7 protein-coding genes are annotated in these 19,297 nt (G+C 43.9%); all 7 read right to left on the bottom strand.

Annotation, left to right across the window (positions count from 1 at the left end; translation table 11 throughout):
• Positions 1-160: 160 nt before the first annotated feature.
• Positions 161-4,747 carry a T9SS type A sorting domain-containing protein gene (locus tag I5M27_RS02765; protein ID WP_200504490.1) on the bottom strand — a complete coding sequence of 1,529 codons (4,587 nt, stop codon included), beginning with the start codon at positions 4,745-4,747 and terminating at the stop codon, positions 161-163.
• Positions 4,748-5,213: 466 nt separating this feature from the next.
• Positions 5,214-10,397, bottom strand: a complete 5,184-nt coding sequence (locus I5M27_RS02760; protein ID WP_200504489.1) for a T9SS type A sorting domain-containing protein — start codon at positions 10,395-10,397, stop codon at positions 5,214-5,216.
• A 488-nt stretch (positions 10,398-10,885) separates the two neighbouring features.
• Entirely contained in the window at positions 10,886-11,014 is a 129-nt protein-coding gene (locus tag I5M27_RS18870) for a T9SS type A sorting domain-containing protein (RefSeq protein ID WP_394369078.1), read from the bottom strand.
• A gap of 23 nt (positions 11,015-11,037) precedes the next feature.
• Positions 11,038-11,916, bottom strand: coding sequence for a hypothetical protein (locus tag I5M27_RS02750; protein WP_200504487.1), 879 nt, complete (start codon positions 11,914-11,916; stop codon positions 11,038-11,040).
• Positions 11,917-12,883: 967 nt separating this feature from the next.
• Positions 12,884-13,582: a LytR/AlgR family response regulator transcription factor gene (locus I5M27_RS02745; RefSeq protein WP_234462356.1), complete on the bottom strand. Its 699-nt coding sequence runs from the start codon at positions 13,580-13,582 to the stop codon at positions 12,884-12,886.
• Positions 13,583-13,618: 36 nt separating this feature from the next.
• Positions 13,619-14,275, bottom strand: coding sequence for a sensor histidine kinase (locus I5M27_RS02740; RefSeq protein WP_200504486.1), 657 nt, complete (start codon positions 14,273-14,275; stop codon positions 13,619-13,621).
• 806 nt (positions 14,276-15,081) lie between these two features.
• Entirely contained in the window at positions 15,082-19,254 is a 4,173-nt protein-coding gene (locus I5M27_RS02735) for a beta strand repeat-containing protein (protein ID WP_200504485.1), read from the bottom strand.
• Positions 19,255-19,297 lie beyond the last annotated feature (43 nt).

The raw sequence follows: 19,297 nt of genomic DNA, 5'->3' as shown, positions 1-19,297 counted from the left end.
GAATAAATAAAAAGTATGCCCGAACCGACCTTTCGCAGCTATTAACAGACAAAAACAAGGATTTAAAGACCAGGGTATAAGGATGGCCGGAACTAAAAAAAAGTACCCCGGAGATTATGCTCCGGGGTACTTTTTCTCTTAAAAAGGATAGCGTTTTTTTCTATTCCACGATCAGTTTACGAACCGCAGAACCATTATCCCCAGAAACTTTCAGCAGATAAATACCAGTTGCTTTTCCTTCCAGGTTCAGCTGATTGCTTCCTCCCTTAGCGTTCAGCTTTTTAAGCACTTTTCCGGTCAGGTCTGTTACTTCCAGTTCGTAAGCTTTTCCTTTCGGAAGCTCTATATTAAAGATACCGTTGCTCGGGTTCGGATAAACGTTTACCAGGCTTTGCAACAGATAGTCTTTCACCCCTGTAACTCCTGATACACGGCTCACATTAATATTGTCGATCAGGTTGGCAGTACCGTTGCCGCTGTCATAAGCTTCTTTTACGCTGCTTTCCAGACCGATCAATATGGAACCAGTGTTTAAATAAGAGCTCAGGTTTACTTTAATTTTCTGCCAGTTATTGGTTCCGGAAACCGGACGATAAGTAGGACCAACTTGTGCGCCATTTACCGTTACCCGTAAATTGGTATTTTCAATAGCAGTTTTGAACAATTGCTTCAGGTCGAAAGTCAATTTCAGAGAATCAGTAGCCGCGCCACTTCCTGTCGGAATACAGAAGGAAACAGCCGCGAAATTATCCGGATTTGTTGTCCAGGGATCAGTAGTTCCTGTTGGAGCAACCCAGCCGGCATGATCAACACCATCCATGATCATTCCTTTGGTAGAACCGGTACCGAAACTCGCAGCAGGATCTCCGACGATAGAAGAATTTGAATTTACAACTTTGCGCATGCCGGCAATACCCGAAGCTTGCGTTTCAAAATCGAATACCACCGGCAGGTTGGGCAGCAGGGTATTGGTCAGATATAAGGTATTAGGATTGTTGTTAACAATGTTGTCGCCTACAAGCTGGGTAGTAGCAGTTATCTGGTAATTTCCAGCAGTTGCCAGGTTTGCTTTGGTGCTGAAAGTATACGTAGCGGTAGCGTTCGAGGCAATGGAACCGATAAAGGTTTCAGGAGCAGGAATATCAACACCATTTACTGAATAACTAACAGGAATGGAAGTCTGGGTAATGGTTCCAAAGTTCTTGATCGTAACCGTAATAGAATCGGTAGCAGATAAACCGCATCCGGTAATGCTTGGGCCGGAAACCGCCACGATACCTACGTCATTGCCGATTGTCACGAATTCATATGCGCCCATATCCGGTGTGGTTACGTTGCGGGAAATTCCAAGGAAATCGTCGGTAACGTTAGCAATTGGTTGGCCCAGGTTGTCGAGCGTGGCAGCAGTTGGTTTCAGATCGCCGGTAGCAAAGTTTGTAAATACCGGATTAATTGAAACAGAGTTCTGATCATAGGCATTCAGATTTGTTGTCTTCCAATCAGCCAAGGTAAGTTTTGGCACACCATTGAAATAGCCAATAAAGCCTCCAAAACTTACATAAAGATCATTATTGTTGCTTTCCAGAGAAATTCCGGCGCTTGACACATGAATAGCAAAGTTGGTATTAGTAGCCGGACCTAGTAAGGAAATAATGTTATTTCTGAACTTTACGTTGCTGATATTCCCACCAAAGTACACAGCATTTACTGTGTTATAGTTGTCCGCCGGGTCTGTTGCCACAGTATTGTGGTCGAAATAGGCACCGTTACTGCCGCTATTATACAGTCCGATAAAATTCCCCCCTTTAATATTAACTTTGTAAATCAGGTTATTCTTAATAATATTCTCATTACCAGGAGTTGATGCTGCGTTGTTTACACTAATACCATATACATAAGATGTAGTGGTTGGTATCATGTCGTGGGTATTATGGATCCGGTTCCTGCTGATAATACTATTCCTGGTGACCGCGAAAAGTTCAATAGCCGTGAAATTTCCGGAAGCTGTAAGCGTAGGGCGGCTAATGTCATTTCCTTCTACCAGGGTACCATTTGCATCGTTAATACTGATGCCGGTATAATAAGAATCCCTTACCTGGTTGCCCGTGATCTGGTTATTTACTGCATGAACTCCCTCAGTATTACCCAATATCTTGATCCCGATACCACCTCCGTAAATAATGTTATTCTGGATCTTTGTAAAGCTGGTATTATTTCCTTTATCAAAAAGACTTGCTCCGGCAACTATCCCGCTTACATTTGACACACTTCCTGTAGCAGGCAAATTAACGGTGTTGTTGGAGATCGTATTATTATTGGCCGAATTGAGCAGCTGAATGCCCATTACGGAAGTTACTCCCGTAGGCGCCGTAATCACAAAGTTGTTCACCTTCACGAATTTCGCTCCGTTCAAAACAATAATACCCAATTTTGCCACCGGCGTAGCCGAAACGGTATTGCCGCTGCCCTCAAAAGTAACGGTGTTGGTAGCGCTGGTATAAGGAATATTCATGATCTCAACCTGTTCGTTATAAGGTCCGGTTCCGGAAGCTACGGTAATAGTAACCGGACCTGAAACGCCGCACGTATTAAGTTTCTGAACTACTTCCGCAAAGCTCTGGTAATTCGTGCCCGCCGTAGGGTTGTTCTTGTTGATAGTATAGTTACCTGCTAAAGGGGCGCAGGAAACAATATTCAAAACCGTGGTATCGTTGGCCGTCAATCCGTCAGCAACACCATTTGGGTTCTGGCTCCAGACTTTCAGCGTAAGATTACCCGTTGGGAATGTATAATTACCAATGGTTACCGGGGTAGCCGTAGCCTGTAAGCTGTTCAAGCTACCGGTCCATGAATATGGTGTTTGTGCTACATTATTCACGCTCCAGCCAATGGTTGCTGAAGTAAGCGTAGCCGTTCCAAAGTTTTTCAGGGTAAAACTTACCGGCTGGCTGCCCGGGGTAACCGGGGAAGTCGGAGCATTTATGGCTGTTACGCCAGCATCGTTAGCAACCGGGGTAAACTCGTAAGCGCCCATGTCAGGCGTAGTTGTGCTGCGGGTTACGCCATTTATAGCATCCGTTACGGCTGGTAATGACTGCCCCGCATTATTTAAAGCAAGTGCCAAAGGCTGCAGATAAGTAGCGTTAACGAATAATGGGTCTACTGATAGGGAATTCTGGTCATAAATACCTCCGTTTGCCATTCTCCAGTCAGCCAGGGTGGTAAAATTTACTGACGGATAATAACCAATATGGCCAGAGCCCCCAACTACCAGATCGTTGTTGTTACTTACCAGCGAAACAGCATTACTATTAAGATAAATTGCGTGTGATACCACGGAAGATGTTGTAAGCGAAACGATATTATTGATAAATTTCAGGTTGCTTGCAGCAAGTTGAATATAGAGTCCGCTCACCGTGGTGTAAATAATATTCGGGTTATCGGCTGAAACGGTATTATGATAGTAATAAGTACCGCTCCCTCCCTCATTAGCTAAAGCGTATAACGGACCGCCGTTATTGGTGATGTTGTAGATCAGGTTGTTCTTGATAATATTTTCACTTCCTACAGGAGCAGCTGCCGTTGTATGAATAGCACGCACAAATGATAGCGGATTTGAAGACACATCGTGAGTATTGTGGATGCGGTTCTTGTTCACAATGGTATTAATAGTTGTACCCTGAAGGGTAATGCCATAAAAACCCTGGGTGTTGACCCGGGTCGGCCGGCTGATGTCGTTTCCTTCTATTAGGGTGCCTGAACCGCCGTTGGCTATGTAAATGCCATAAGCACGGGAGTCCCGCACGATATTGCCAATGATCTGGTTACCAGTATTTGTGCCCGTTCCGGACAATAAAATTCCGTTATTTCCGCCATTGATGATGTTATTCTCAATGAGCAGGTTATTAACGTTGTTACCACTGAAGTTTCCGGCCGCTATACCACTCATGTTCATTCCTGTGGATGACACTGACAGGTTTATGGTACAATTCGAAATAATATCGTTTTCGGAAATATTACTAAAATAAACGCCCGAACTGGTTGTAGAAGCCGGGTCTACATTTATTTTAAAATTATTCACCTTCACGTAATCAGCACCACTGAAATTGATCAGACCCTGGCTGCCCGCTCCGGAAATGATGGTTCCATTGCCTTCAAAAGTAACCTTATTAGTAGCGTTTGTTCCGGAAATCACCGGCAAATTAACCACTCCGTTATAAGGTCCTGAATTCGGGGCTACTGTAAAAGTAACCGGGCCATTTACTCCGCATAAAGCTAAAGCCTGGGCTGCTGCGCTTACTGAGGTGAAGTTGGTAGCCGAAGCGGCTGCATTATTATTGATCGTGTAATTTCCGCTCAGGCTCGAGCAGGAAAAAATGGTGATGCTGGCCGAATCATTTGCTGCGTTTGTATCGGTTACGCCGTTCGGCATTTTGCTCCAGGCTTTAATTTTATGCGAGCCTGCCGGGAAAGTAAAATTGCCGATTGCAATTGAAGCCGATGTTCCGTTCGCTCCTATATTCCCCGACCAGGAAAAAGAGGGCTGCACTACGCCATTCACGCTGAAACTCAACGTGGCAGAAGTTAATGCGGAGGCGGTATAATTTTTAAGCGTTACGCTAACGGGTTGGCTTACCCCTGAAAGTACCGATGAAGTTGGGGAGCTTATCGCATTTACCCCCGCATCCTGGGCTTTGCTTCCGTAGGCTGCTAACAGGCTACAGGCAATTAGTATTAATTTTTTCATTAAAAAGTGATTGATGTAATAAATTTATTTTCTTGTGTTAAATGCAACAACCTGCTATTATGGAAGTTTGAGTGCGTCTAATTGGTAGCTTGCTTTCCCGGCTTTCTTCCTGCTTTTGTTTTGTTGATGGTTCACATTCCGTGGAGATATGATGATGGTAAACCAAGCAATTCAATAGAGATCTTCTATATTACTTTCAGAAATTCCTATAAATAACTTGTTTGAAAATACAACAATAGATTTGCCCTTCCGAAAGAGTATCGGCAAACAGGCACTTTGTATCGACGAACAGGCTTGCAAAAAAATGCCCGAATATTCCTGGAGACTTTTCTGATAAAAAATCATAGCGTTTTTAATCCGGGGAGATTCATCCTGATAATAATGCAGGAGGCTCAAAAGAAAGAAGGAGACTAAAAGCCTCCTTCTTTAACCATTTTACTTTACTATACTTAATTAATTTTTTACCTTACTCAATTACCAGTTTGCGAACCACACTTTCGGTGGCGCTCTGAATTTTCAGCAGATAAATTCCTTTGGCAACGCCGGTCATATCCAGCATATTATCTTCCTTTCTTGTTGTTTGGGTTCTGATCACTTTTCCGCTCAGATCCGATACCGTAAATGAATAGTTTTTGCCTTTGGTAAGAGCAACCTTGAACTGGCCATTCGATGGATTCGGATAGATCTGCACGTTGCTTTGCAGCGTATGCTCGTTCAGGCCGGTTGGTGCAGTTGGGCCGGCAACGCGTTTGATCTCGATGTTGTCGATCAGGTTGGCTGTACCGTTACCGCTATCGTAAGCTTCCTTTACGCTGCTTTCCAGACCGATCATTACGAAAGGGTCATTTTTGTATTGGCTCAGGTCAACTCGGATCTTTTGCCAGTTAATTGGTGTACCTGAGAATGGAGGAAGATACGTAGGCCCTACCTGAGTGCCGTTTACAGTAACCCGGAAGTTTGTATTGGCATTGGCAGCTTTGTATAACTGCTTCAGGTCGAAGGTCAGCAGCAGCGTATCGTTAGCGGCGGCGCCAGTTGAATCAAAGCAGATATAAGCTCCGGCAAAGTTATCCGGATTAGTAGTCCACGGATCGGTAAGCCCGGAAGGCATAACCCAACCTGCATGATTAACACCATCCATGATCAGGCCTTTAGTAGAAGTAGCACCAAAGCTGGCAGCCACATCTTCAGCAATGTTCGATTTTGGATTAACCACTTTGCGGAAGCGGGTAATTCCGGTAGCAACCGTTTCGAAGTTTAAAGTAACCGGCATACCCGTGATCAGGGAATTGGTTATATTCAGCGTATCGGCATTATTAGACGCATTGGCATCTCCGATTAAGTTGGTCCGGGCAATTATTTCAAAAGTTGACGGAACACTTAGGTCTGCTTTAGCCGTGAACGCGTAAGGGGCAGTAGCACCCGGAGCCAGCGAACCGGTAAAGGTTTCATTCACCGTTCCGTTACCGTTAATGGTATAAGAAACCGGTATGGAAGTGTGGGCAACATTACCAAAATTTTTAAGGGTAATGGTAATGGTTTCCGCATTCGTAAGTCCGCAGCCGGTAGCTACCGGACCGGAAACTGCAATCACCCCTACATCGTTCACATTGATGTTAAACTCAAAGGCCCCAATATCCGGCATAGTTACGCTTCTAAGAGCTCCGGTTATGTCGTCGGTTACGGCTGTTAAAGGCTGCGCTAAATTATTCAGGTTTGGTTCTGTTGGATAAAGGTTTCCTAAGGCAACATTTACAAATAACGGATCAAGAGAAACGGAATTCTGGTCGTAAGCCGCAGTATTCACCGTTTTCCAGTTTGCCAGCGTGGTGAATGCATTTACCAGATAACCTACGTGACCGCCCGGTGCAAACAGATCGTTATAATCGCTGATCAGCATAATTCCGTTTGTTGCCAGGTAAAGCGCATATTTGGTAGTTGCCGTACTGGTTAAACTAACCAGGTTGTTCACAAATTTCACGTTCTGGGAAGCAGCGGTAAAGTACATGCCATACACTGCATTGTAGCTGCCCGATGCAGTATCTACGGCTACCGTGTTATTGTAATAGTAAGTATTGCCGGAATTCGAATTGTACAGGCCATAAACCATTCCTCCGGTATTATTGAGGTTATAGATCGCATTATTCTTTACGATGTTCTCGGAGCCAACCGCACCCGGAGCGCTTGTGTAAATTCCGTATACGTTAACTGCCGTAGCGGTTGCTGCATCATTGGTATTATGGATCCGGTTCCTGCTGATAATTACGGCAGTGCTGCCCGCTGTTGCGTTGTAGATACCATGAAAAAGTATGCCATTGGTACGCGTAGGACGGGAAATATCATTTCCTTCTATCAGCGTGTTTGGACCAAAGTAATTATAAATACCTGCATTATACATATCCTTCAGGGTGTTTCCGATAAACTGATTACCCGAGTTTAGAACAGCGAAAGCACCACCGTTATAAATACCATAATAAGCCCCGATAAGGGTATTGTTCTGGAAGGTATTGTTGCTGCTTCCGGTTAGCAGGGAAACTGCATATGAAGTAGCAGTGATGGTTTTGCTATGTGTGATTGTGCACCCGCTGAACGTGTTGTTCTGAGCATTATTCACAAGCGAAACGACCGATCCTCCTGATACATTCGCATGCACTTCGATATTCAGGTTATTGAAAAGGATGTGTTTGGCACCGTTTAATTTAACAACTGCATCTGCTGCCGGACTTGGACTGCTTAGAGTATTGCCATTGCCATTGAACGTTACAGTATTCGTTGCACTGGTTCCGTTAATGTTAAAAATTTCGAACACCTCATTATAAGGGCCAGAACCGGCAACAACATTTATGGTAACCGGCGCAGTAATGCCGCAGCTTACCAATGTATTTACAGCAGTGGTAAATGATACAAAGTTGGAAGCTGAAGCCGGCACATTTTTATTGATGGTATAGGTACCCGCTAACGCATTACAGGAGATAACACTCATACTTCGGCAATCATTTATGGCATTTGGATCGGCAACGCCATTTGGCAGACTTGTGCAGATATTAAGGGCAAAAATGCCGCCCGCAAAAGTATAATTGCCAATGGTTACGTTTGCTGATTGACTGGTGGTAAGGTGGCCGGTCCAGGTAAAAGGTGACTGGGCAATACTGTTGATCGACCAGTTTATAGTAACCGAAGTCAGCGGACTTAACCCATAGTTACTGAGCGTTACCGTTACCGGCAAGCTCACACTCGGGGTTGCAGGTGAAACCGGCGATAGTATTGCGGAAATGCCTGCATCGTTCGCTGCCGGGGTAAATTCGTACGCACCCGGGTCAGGTGTAGTAGCATTGCGGGGAGTACCGGTAATATCGTCCGTTACTGCGGTTAAAACCTGGCCAATATTATTCAGGATGGGGTTAGTAGGTTTCAGATTACCTGTAGGTACGTTTACAAAAAGCGGATCTGCAGAAACTGATGCCTGGTCGTAAGTATTACTGTTGGCAATTTTCCAGGCGGTAAGGGTAATTACATTTGCTCCTAAGTAATAGGCTACATTTCCGGAAGTACCCAGGTAAAAGTTATTATTGTTGGTGTATAACGAATTCGTTTGATTGCTCAGGTAAATTGCATGCTTGGTGGTAGCCGTGCTGCTTAAACTCAGGTTATTATTAATGAACTGCACGTTTGCAGTACTAGTCGTAAAATGAATCCCCCGCAGTATATTGTAATTCACACCCTGGTTATCGGCCGAAACAGTATTGTTGTAGTAATAGGTATTATTTGCATTGCTGTTGTAGAAAGCATAGAGCGTACCGCCCCCGCAATTGATATTATAGATAATATTGTTCTTTATAATATTCTCTGCACCCAAAGTACCTGGTGCGCTCATATAGATGCCGTATACTGTTCCGTTTGTTGCAGTAGCTGCATCGTGGGTATTATGGATCCGGTTCTTGCTTATCATTATCCCTAAACTTCCGGGTCCAAAATTTATTCCGTAAAAGCTGGTCCCGTTTGTTCTTAGAGACCGGCTAATATCATTCCCCGAGACAATAATATTATTTGCGTTTGAGGAAGAAAAGGCGTAAAAATTCTGGTCTTTAAAAATGTTGTCCGAGAACTGGTTATTATTATTTGGCAAGGGTGACGACCCGTTGTTCAATATTCCATAGTAACCACCAATAATGGTATTATCCTGGAAGTTGTTGCTGGTGCATCCCTGCATGATCAGGACGGCTTGTGATGCGGCAGATGTGGTGGTAATGCTATGCGTAAAAGTACAGCCGCTGAAGATATTGTTTGCAGCTGCATTTTCCAGTTTAAGCACCGCCCAATTAACCGTTGCCGGGTCCGTTTCAACCTGTAAATTATTAAACCGGAAAAATTTGGTGCCGGATAATTTCAATACCCCATCGGCTGGAGAAGCAGCAGGCCGCAGAATGGTATTGCCATTACCGTTGAAAGTAATTGTATTGGTGGCACTGGCTCCCGGTATATTCCCGAACGTTACAGCTTCAGTATAGGGTCCGCTGCCTGATACTACGTTAAAAGTAACCGGACCGCTTACCCCACAGTTTAACATGGCCAGAGAAGCTGCGGTAAACGATTGAAAGTTAGTAGCAGAAGCCGGAATTAGTTTATTTATGGTATAAGTTCCGCTCAGGGAAGTACAAGAGTAAACCTGCACACTTATAGTATCGTTGCCTGGGTTGCCATCTGGAACGCTATTCGGCAAGCGGGTCCAGGCTTTAATGGTATATACTCCGGCCGGAAAAGTATGATTACCGATAACTACCGGAGCAGAAACCTGATTTGTAGCCAGATTTCCGCTAAAAGCAAAATTGTTTGAAATAACGGCACCATTCACGCTAAACCCTAAAGTAGCAGTGCTTAGGGCTGTCGAGCCATGGTTCTTAATCGTTACCGTAATTGGAGTGCTTACATTCGGCTGTATTGAAACTACCGGATTGGTGATTGAAGCTACACTGGCATCGTTCGCCGGCAATTCATAAACCGACACATCATCGAATGCGAATCCTTCATCTTCCGTAGTGGGGCCAGAACCGAAGGCAATGCGCAGTTTCACGCTGGTTTTACCACCCAGGCCGGTTAATGCATGTTTGGCTACAACCCAGTTACCGGAGCCGTTGCCCGGGGTGAAACCCGTTCTGCCGGTCCAGCCGATAGCGGAAGCAGCGGGCTGGCCACCCGGTCCAGCGCCAATTGAATTATCGTTGTACCAGTTATTCGGATCACCATTGGCACCTACAATCTGCCAAGTAGCACCATTATCGATAGAAGACTGCAAAACGGCACCATCCCAGCTGAATTCGGAGTTCCACCAGATCTTCATTTCAACAACCGGCTGCGTTAGCGAATTAGTATTGAAACACGGACTTTCTACAAAAGATTGCTCGTTCGCATTGTAGTTACCTGACAGGTTAGTTGCCCAGGACTTCGTTCCGGATGCGGCTGAGTTTATAACCAGTTTATTAGGTTGTCCCAAAGCCCAGGAAGAATTGTTACCACCCGAAGTCCAGCCACCTGCTCCGGCTTCAAAATTCTGATAGTAAGGATAGGAACTAATAGTGGAAGTACAAGTTTGCCCCCTTGCACCGCCCATTAACCCTAAACAAAGAAGGGTAAGAAATAAAAGATTTTTCATTAAAATATTAATTAAAGTGAAAGATGAATTTATTGTTATAGCGTAATCTTCTTCTCTGAAAGCTTCAGCAAAGTCGATCGAGAAAAGCTGGCTGTACGGCGATTTCCCAGCACTCTGCTTTAATGGAAATAGGACTCACAACTAAAATTCCAGAATCTTTTATCTGGCAGTTTTGATGGCCCAGACCATACCGTTTTCCGGAATTAAGCTCTAATTCAGACCAGGGTTTCTTTTAACTGCTTTGGAAAATACTAGAACTAACTTAACTTTTCGAAGAAGCATCGGTACACAGGCATTTTCCCTCGATGAACAGGCTTGCATGGAAATGCCAGGATTTCCCGGGAAAGACTTTTCAGGTAAAAAACCATAGCGTTTTTATGCGCCATGATCTTTTCTGATCCTGCTAAAATTCAGCAGGCACAAAAAAAAGGAGGCTAAAAGCCTCCTTCTTAAAACAGTTATATTTACTTTACATGATTACTTTTACCTTATTCGATTACTAATTTGCGGACCACGTTTTCGGTTACGCTCTGGATTCTCAACAGGTAAATTCCTTTCGCGAGGCTTATGAAATCCATCACGTTTTTCTCAGAAGCTACAGTAAGAGCGCTTATCACTTTTTCACTCAGTTCCAATACCGTTAACGTATAGGTTTTTCCTTCCGGCAGGAAACATTGAAAAGTCCAGCTGATGGGTTTGGAAATACATTTACCAGGCTTTGCAGAAGATCGTCTTTCACGCAGGTTGGTCCGGTTACTCGTTTGATCACGATGTTGTCGATCAGGTTGGCAGTGCCGGCACCATTGGCGTAAGCTTCCTTCACGCTGCTTTCCAGGCCGATCTGGATGTTCGGGTCATTTTTGTACTGGCTCAGGTCCACTTTTACTTTTTGCCAGTTGATCGGCATGCCGGAGAATGGCGGACGGTACGTTGGGCCTACCTGGGCACCGTTTACAGTAACCCGGAAGTTGGTATTGACATTGGCAGCTTTGTATAACTGCTTCAGGTCGAAGGTGAGCAGCAGCGAATCGTTAGCACTGCCTCCCGTTGTAGAGAAACAGATATACACAGCTGAGAAATTTACTGCGTTGCTGTTCCAGGGATCAACAACCACCGTTGGAACGTTCCAGCTTGTATGATTTACCCCATCTATGATCATTCCTTTCGTAGATGTTGAACCGAAGCTCGCTCCTGCGTCTTCTGAAATAGCAGATCTGGTTTTGGTTATAGCCTTAAACTGGGCAATACCGTTTCCACCAGGCTCAAAATCGAAAACCGGCGGAAGTCCGTTGTACGAAGTATTTATGACGGTATACATAGTAGCATTATTGGCTGCCACCGGGTCGCCGGTCATCGTCACGGTAACCTCAACGTTATAAGTGCCGGCAACAGACAAGTTTGCCCATGTAGTAAAGCTAAAATTTGTAGTCGCACCACTCACCAGAGAGCCGGTGTAGATCTGGCTAAAAGGAGTTCCGCCGTTCACAGTATAGAAAACTGTAAAGCCAGCAACCGGCACGGGGCTATTCGAATACGTCTGCGCATTTACCTGAAGTAGAATTGCCGCCCAAAAGATGTTAATAATATTTTTTTTTCATTAAATAGTATTAAATGGCAACGAATAATGTTGCATAAAAACAATTTTACTATTCCCGATCACAAACCTCCCTTTTCATCATATCTGGCATAAATACTATTTATATATTTAACCTGATAATCTCCTTGACCTTCCCGTGTACATCACAACTTTTTTAATAACTTAGGAAAGCGTAACCAAACCTAAACCAGCGTTTTTACCTGACTTGATTTTAACTGCTATTTCTTCTTCCGGAGCTCGTTTATGCTTTAAACAAATCAATTAACAGCCTTAGAAAGCCATTGATATTGGTGAACCAATTAGTAAAACTAAAAGATTAGGTTCGACTGAGGGAAGAAGTATCGGTAGAAAGGTACTTTCAGTCGATGAATACAGGACCTCATTATTGACAGCATATTCCGGCAGACTTTTTTATATTAAAAAATTATCGTTTTTATTGCATTCCCAAGAATTAGATTCAGAAGCCCTTTTTATTAAAAGAAAATGCAACCAGCAATAAATTATCCTTGAATTGCGAAAGCTGCGCGTTGGCCGGAACCGTAAGAAACTTACTTATACAGGTTAAATGGAATAGAATATGGAGGTTATTGTTGTTGAACTGTAATAGAAAGATTATTGAAAGTAACAAAAGCACTTTCATTTAATCCATAATGCGTTTTAGTAATCAAAACCATAGCTTTTTTAGCCTTTAAATCAGGTCCATGCTTTTAAAGCAGCAGTAAACCGCTTCTATTCCGCTGAAAAACGCTATGGTTTTTCGATTAGAAAGTATGTGTTGGAGCTACGCAGGTAATTGAAAGACATTAATTCTGGTATACAGGAAAGAAAGAAAGAAACAGAAAACCAATCTGAATTTCTTTTAAGTAAATGATGCAATAAGCGGATTAAGTCAGGAATTTTTCCATTCCTGGATGAACTGCAGGTAACTTTCGCTGATCGGCAATTCTTTGCCGGAAGTTAAAAGTACTTTACGGTTAGCAATGGCTTTTACTTTACTAACCGGTATGATATAACCCCGGTGGATCCTTTTAAATTTATCATGTGGCAGCTTTTCACACACTTTCTTTAAAGACATAAGCGTAAGCACTGGTTTTGCATTCGTAAGATGGATCCTGATATAATCTTCCAGGCTTTCAATGTATTCTATCTGGCTGATGGGAATTTTTATCAGTTTGTATTCCGAGTGCACGAACAGACTTTCTTCGGTATCGGTTTGAGCACCATGTTTAAAGGAATAAAAATCCTGGGCCTTTTGTACAGCCTTCGAAAAACGATCGAAATCGAAAGGTTTTAAAAGATAATCGATGGCTTCCAGTTCAAAACCATCGAAAGCAAAATCTTTATAAGCAGTGGTGAAAATAATAAGCGGTTTTACTTTTAGAGAACGTACCAGATCCAGGCCGGAAATATCCGGCATATTGATATCTATAAAGAGCAGGTCTACCGGTTTACTTTTTAAAAAATGTACGCCAGCAATGGGGTCATTGAAGATTTTCACTAATTCCAGGCCTGGCAATTGTCCGGCATAATTTTTAATCAACTCCAGGGCCAGAGGTTCATCATCAATCGCAACGCTAGTCAAGGTCATTGTCTTTTAAAATGTTTCCTGAGAAAGAGTATATTACTATTCCTGCAATGTTAAATGTACGGTATAAAGTCCATTATTATTGCTTATATCTAAAGAATGTTTGTTTGGGTAAGCAAGTTCGAGCCGGTTGCGGGTATTGGACAAGCCGATTCCGGTTGTTTCCATCTGGTTGTGGTGCACAAAGATTTTATTCTGGCAAAAGAAACCTATTTTCTGATCATCAGATATTAGTTTGATGGTAATATTTGTCTTTTCGTGGTTTGAAACACCGTATTTAAAATTGTTCTCAATAAAGGTCATCAGAATTAAAGGCGCAATTTTTTTATTTTCGGTCTGGCCTGTTACTTCAAAAATCACCTGCGTGCTCTCCCCCAGGCGCAAACTCTGCAGGCTGATATAGTCGCGGATACAATCCACCTCCCTATCCACGGTTACAAAATCTTTGGTAGCATCATCGGTTACATAGCGCATAATGTTAGAAAGTTCCATGATGGAAGGCGCCGTGTTCGGGCTTTGGGTAATGGCCAGCGAATAAATATTGTTAAGGGTATTGAACAGGAAATGGGGATTGATCTGAGCTTTCAGAAAAGACAATTCCGCCGTCTTTTTCTCAGCAACCGCCTCTAATTTCTCCTTTTCAGCGCGCCGCCATTGGGTGATAATCTGCAGCGCAATCCCCATCGAAACAACCATTATATAGGTGAAAATACTTATAATATCCGGGCCAAAAGGTTGATAAGGTATTTCTTCAGTAAAGGAAGAACTATGATAAAACATCAACTCAAAAGGCTTCAGAAAATAACACACTGCAAATAGCAGGAACATGCTTACGAAATACCAAACATACTTTTTCCGCAGGTAGAATTTCGGAATAAGATAATAGGTAATAAAATAAAAAATAAAGATATAGAAGAAAACAAACAGCCAATAATAAGGCAAGGCTAACGTCTGCGAATAACTTTTATTAAAAGGCGCATCGTAAAAGATAATGGGTGGCATGGTAGCAAATAGCAACCATACAACAAAATGGATAAAACCTGTTAAAACCTTCTTTATTTGCATATGCAAAGAAATGCATTTAAAGCAAATACAAACTATTTTTTCATGCATTCCATTTTTTCTTAACAGGCCACTAATCACATATTCAAGTTAATGCAAGCTGGCTGTAAATTTTCACAGTGTTCCTACCCTATCCTTCCAGATCCTCATAAGGAAAAATATAAGCCCTGCAACAAGGTGCGGGACTATAGAATTTTTAATGATGCAATACAATTAGAGGCGGCTGCTTATTTACCTGATAAAAAATCAGGAGGCTTTTAATGCAGTCGGACCTCCCGTTTGGTTTTTAATTAAACTTAAATTTCATCCAAGTATAGGCCAAGAACCAATTCCTAATCCGCAGTTAAATTAATTTAAAAATAGAGCAATAATGTATAAAAAAAAGTCCTCCTGCAAAATACAGAAGGACTTTTCGTGATAAAAAGGATAGCGTTTTGCGCTTACTCGACTACCAGCTTACGTACGGCCAAACCGTTTTCGCCGGAAATACGGAGCAGGTAAATCCCTTTAGCTGCCGTATGGATATCTAACTGAACCTTACTGTTGTTAACAGTTTGACGCTGGATCACTTTGCCCGTCAAATCGGTTACCAATAACTTGTAAGTCTGGTTTTCCGGTAAAGTAACGTTGAATATTCCAGTTGAAGGGTTCGGGAAAACAGCAACCTGCAAATTAGCCAGATCGTCGGCCAGGCCGGTGTTGGTAATGTTAACCGCATTTGAAATTGCAGAGCTGCAGCCATTGTCGGTAAACACTACCGTGTAAGATCCATTGGCAGTAGCATTATAAGTGGCATTGGTTTCTCCGGTAAGAATATTGCTATCCTTATACCACTGGTTGCCCGTTGCGCTGCTGGAAGTCAACGTGAATCCGTTACGCGTAATAGTTGGGGTAGCCGGTAGCGGAGTAACTGTAAGAACAGTAGCGGCTGACGTTGCTGTACAGGTTCCTGAAATAGCCGTAGCAGTATAGTTTCCTGCTGTATTAGCAGTATAAGTAGCAGCAGTAGCACCCGTAATTGCCGAACCATTCAGGGACCAGGTATAAGTAGCGCCGGCGGTAGTAGAAGCAGCCGTTAACGTAACAGAACCACCTGCACAAATAGTTGTCGTCCCGCTGGCGGCAATAGTTGGTATAGCCGGAGCAGCATTTACAGTAACAGTAATAACTGCCGAAGCCGGACTGGCGCAACCGTTAGCCGTAGCTATTGCAGTATAGTTACCAGCAGTAGTGGCAATATAAGTGGCCGAAGTGGCGCCGGTAATTGGCGTGCCATTCAGGGACCAGGTATAAGTAGCGCCGGTAGTCGTAGAAGCTGCAGTCAATACCACGGAGCCACCAGTACAGAAGGTTGCAGGGCCACTGGCAGTAATGGTTGGGGTAGCTGCGATTGTATTAACTGTTACAATTATAACTGTCGAATATCCGCTGGAACAACCGTTTGCTGTTGCAATTGCGGTATAATTACCCGCCATAGAAGCCGAATAAGTTGCTGCTGTTGCGCCCGTGATCGCTGTACCATTTCTATACCAGGCGAAAGTAGCTCCAGTTGTGGTCGATGCAGCTGTTAACGTAACAGAACCTCCTGTACAGAAAGTTGTAGGGCCACCTGCTGTAATAGTTGGTACTGCTGTAATTGAGTTTACCGTTACAGTAGTTACCGCTGAAGCCGGGCTGGCGCAACCGTTCGCAGTAGCCACCGCAGTATAATTACCAGCAGTAGTGGCAGTATAAGTAACTGCTGTTGCACCAGTGATCGCTACACCATCTTTAAACCAGGTGAAAGTTGCGCCGGTAGTTGTAGAAGCAGCGGTCAATACCACCGAGCCACCAGTACAGAAAGTGGTTGGGCCACCGGCAGTGATTGTCGGTATTGCTGGTGTCGCAGAAGAAACAACTACTTTGGTGAAAGCATCGTTGGGAGCAAGCGCGTCGCCGGCAAGGTTGGTGCTGGCTACAATGCTGTAAGAACCTGGTGTGCTTAAGTTAGCAGTTGCCGTGAAAGAATACGTTGCGGTTGCGCCCGCAGCAATCGGACCAGCAATAATCGCCGTTACAGGAGTGCCGCCATTAATTGTATACGAAACCGGAATATTGCTTAAAGCCGCCGTTCCGAAGTTGTTTACGGTAATGGTAATTACTGCCTGGTTCGAGAGGTTACAGCCGGAATTTGGAGCTGTGATGGCCGATACACCGGCATCATTCACGTCGAACTCATAAGCGCCCGGGTCAGGAGTGGTTGCGTTGCGGGTTACCTCCATAAAATCATCGGCAACGGTTGGTACGACCGGAACTCCAATATTATTTACACCCAATGCTGTTGGTTTCAGGTCGCCGGTTGCAAGGCTTGTAAATGCCGGGTTAATAGCAACGCTGTTCACATCGTAAGGCGTGGTAGTATTGGCCACCTGCCAGTTGGCTAATGTCGCGTAATTAGTAGCACCTATTGCGCCGGTAAAAGCATTGGTCTGGCCGGAAGCAAGATACAAAACGTTGTTGTTGCTTACGAACGTGGCAGCCGGTGCGGCGCCAAGGTAAATAGCGTGTTTATTGCCGGTGCCCGGCATATTTACAGAAATAATGTTATTGATGAATTTAACATTTCCTCCGACCCCTGATGCACCGGTAAATGCCCGGATATTGCTGGTATTGGTGGCCGGGCGGTTCGGGTTTTCAATAGAAATAGTATTGTGATAAATATAAGCTCCGGTAACCGTATTACTGAACATACTAATTACATTAACAACCCCCTGATGATTGATATTATAGATTAGGTTGTTCTTGATAATATTCTCCGAACCGGCAGCAGCAGCAGATTCAATAGAAATAACAGTGGCACCACCAGTATTTGTAGGTGCGCCACCATGTGAATTATGGAAACGATTCTTGTTTACAAGGGTATTGATTGATCCGCTAGCGATCACTACACATTGAAAATTTGAAACATCTGTCCGGGTCGGGCGGGTAAAAATATTGCCCTCAATCTTGGTGCCATCGGCATTGCTTAAGGAGATACCAAAATTGGAAAATTCACGGATCTGGTTATTAATAAAATGGTTATTTACTGCGCCTGTAGGAGCAGATCCTGTTGGAACGCCTGCTTGTCCATGCATCCGGATACCATAATACCCTCCATTGATGATATTGTTCTGAAACAAAGAGTTGTTAGAAAAATTTCCTGTTGCATTATACTGGGAACCAGTGCCTTCGGTTAGTACGATACCAACAATACCCGCAAAAGCTATTTGCGGCATATTAATCGTACTGTTCGAAAGGGTAAAGAAATCAGAATTGTTAATCAACTGTACCCCGGCACACTTTTGCCCGGTATTTGTATTGGTAATTACCAGGTTATTCAGCTTTACGTAATCCGCGTTATTCAATTTGAATATGATTTCATTGGCCGAAGTAATGGTATTGCCTGAGCCTTCAAAAGTAAGGGTATTGGTGGCACTGGTACCAAGCACGTTGGTCAATGTAACCGACTCATTGTATGGGCCTGTTCCTGAAGTAACCGTTATGATTACCGGCCCGGCTACACCGCAGGTATTTAAAGCCTGGGCAACTGCATTGAACGACTGAAAGTTGGTAGCAGAAACCGGGGCATTCTTATTGATCGTATAATTTCCGCTTAAAGCAGAACAGGCTACCAATTGAACGGTAGTGGTATCGTTGGCCGAGAGCGGATCAGCAACGCCATTTAAGGTTTTGGTATAAGCCTTAACGGTATGAGAACCATCCAGAAAAGTATAATTACCCAGCGTAACAGGTCCGTCGGTTTGCTGGCTGGCCAGGTTGCCGCTCCAGGTATAATCCGGTTGGGCTATGCCGTTCACTTTCCAGCCAATGGTGGCAGTAGTTACTGCGTTAATGCCGAAATTTTTAATGGTAGCAGTAACTGGCGTACTAACGTTTGCCGTAACCGGCGAAACCGGCGCGTTGATTGCCGTTACGCCGCCATCGTTGTTGAAAGAAGAAAAGGTAAACCGAATATCCGGAATGTTTCCGGAAACCGGGAGACCCGTCGTTCCTGTGCCGGTAGTAGTAAGCGTATTAGCAGTAGCAGCTCCGGTTGTATAACGCCAGTTCAGGCTGTTGGTAATAGTGCCTACCCCGGTCCATTCCACGAACACCTCCAGGTTACTGGTTCCATCCCAGGTAAAGGGTTTCGGCAATACGAATTCCTTCCAGCCGGCTCCGCTGCTAATGCTTGGCATGTTCACGGTATACACTTCAGTAGCACCCGTAAAGTGCGTATTCCAGTTTACACCAAATCCTATCGGAGGTGACAAAGTTTGCAAAGCCGTTTGTTTTATGTAGATCTTCATGGCTCCGCTGGTAGTAACATACGGGTCTGCATTATCTTTATACCAGGCGATTTTAGTCAGAACCCGCTCCGTGAAAGGAACAGCAGAGATATCTGATGCCATATAGAGGCCTATATGCCGGGAAAAATAACCTGTCGGAACGGTGGCATCCACCACGATCGGGCCGTTATCCTTGGAAGCAGTTGTACCTGTGCCAAGGCTAACTACTGTACTTTGCTGCACCTGCGCCATAGCATTTATGGCAAGCAGCAGAAACACCAGATAAAAGAGTAAATGTTTTTTCATTTGAAAGAAAGAGTGAAGTGAAAAAAAATGAGGATAAATTCAA

Origin of the sequence: Adhaeribacter terrigena, assembly GCF_016623615.1 — a bacterium.
Taxonomy (GTDB): Bacteria; Bacteroidota; Bacteroidia; order Cytophagales; family Hymenobacteraceae; genus Adhaeribacter_A; species Adhaeribacter_A terrigena.
Note: the sequence above shows the minus strand (reverse complement) of the source record. Positions and strands in the feature narration are given on the sequence as shown.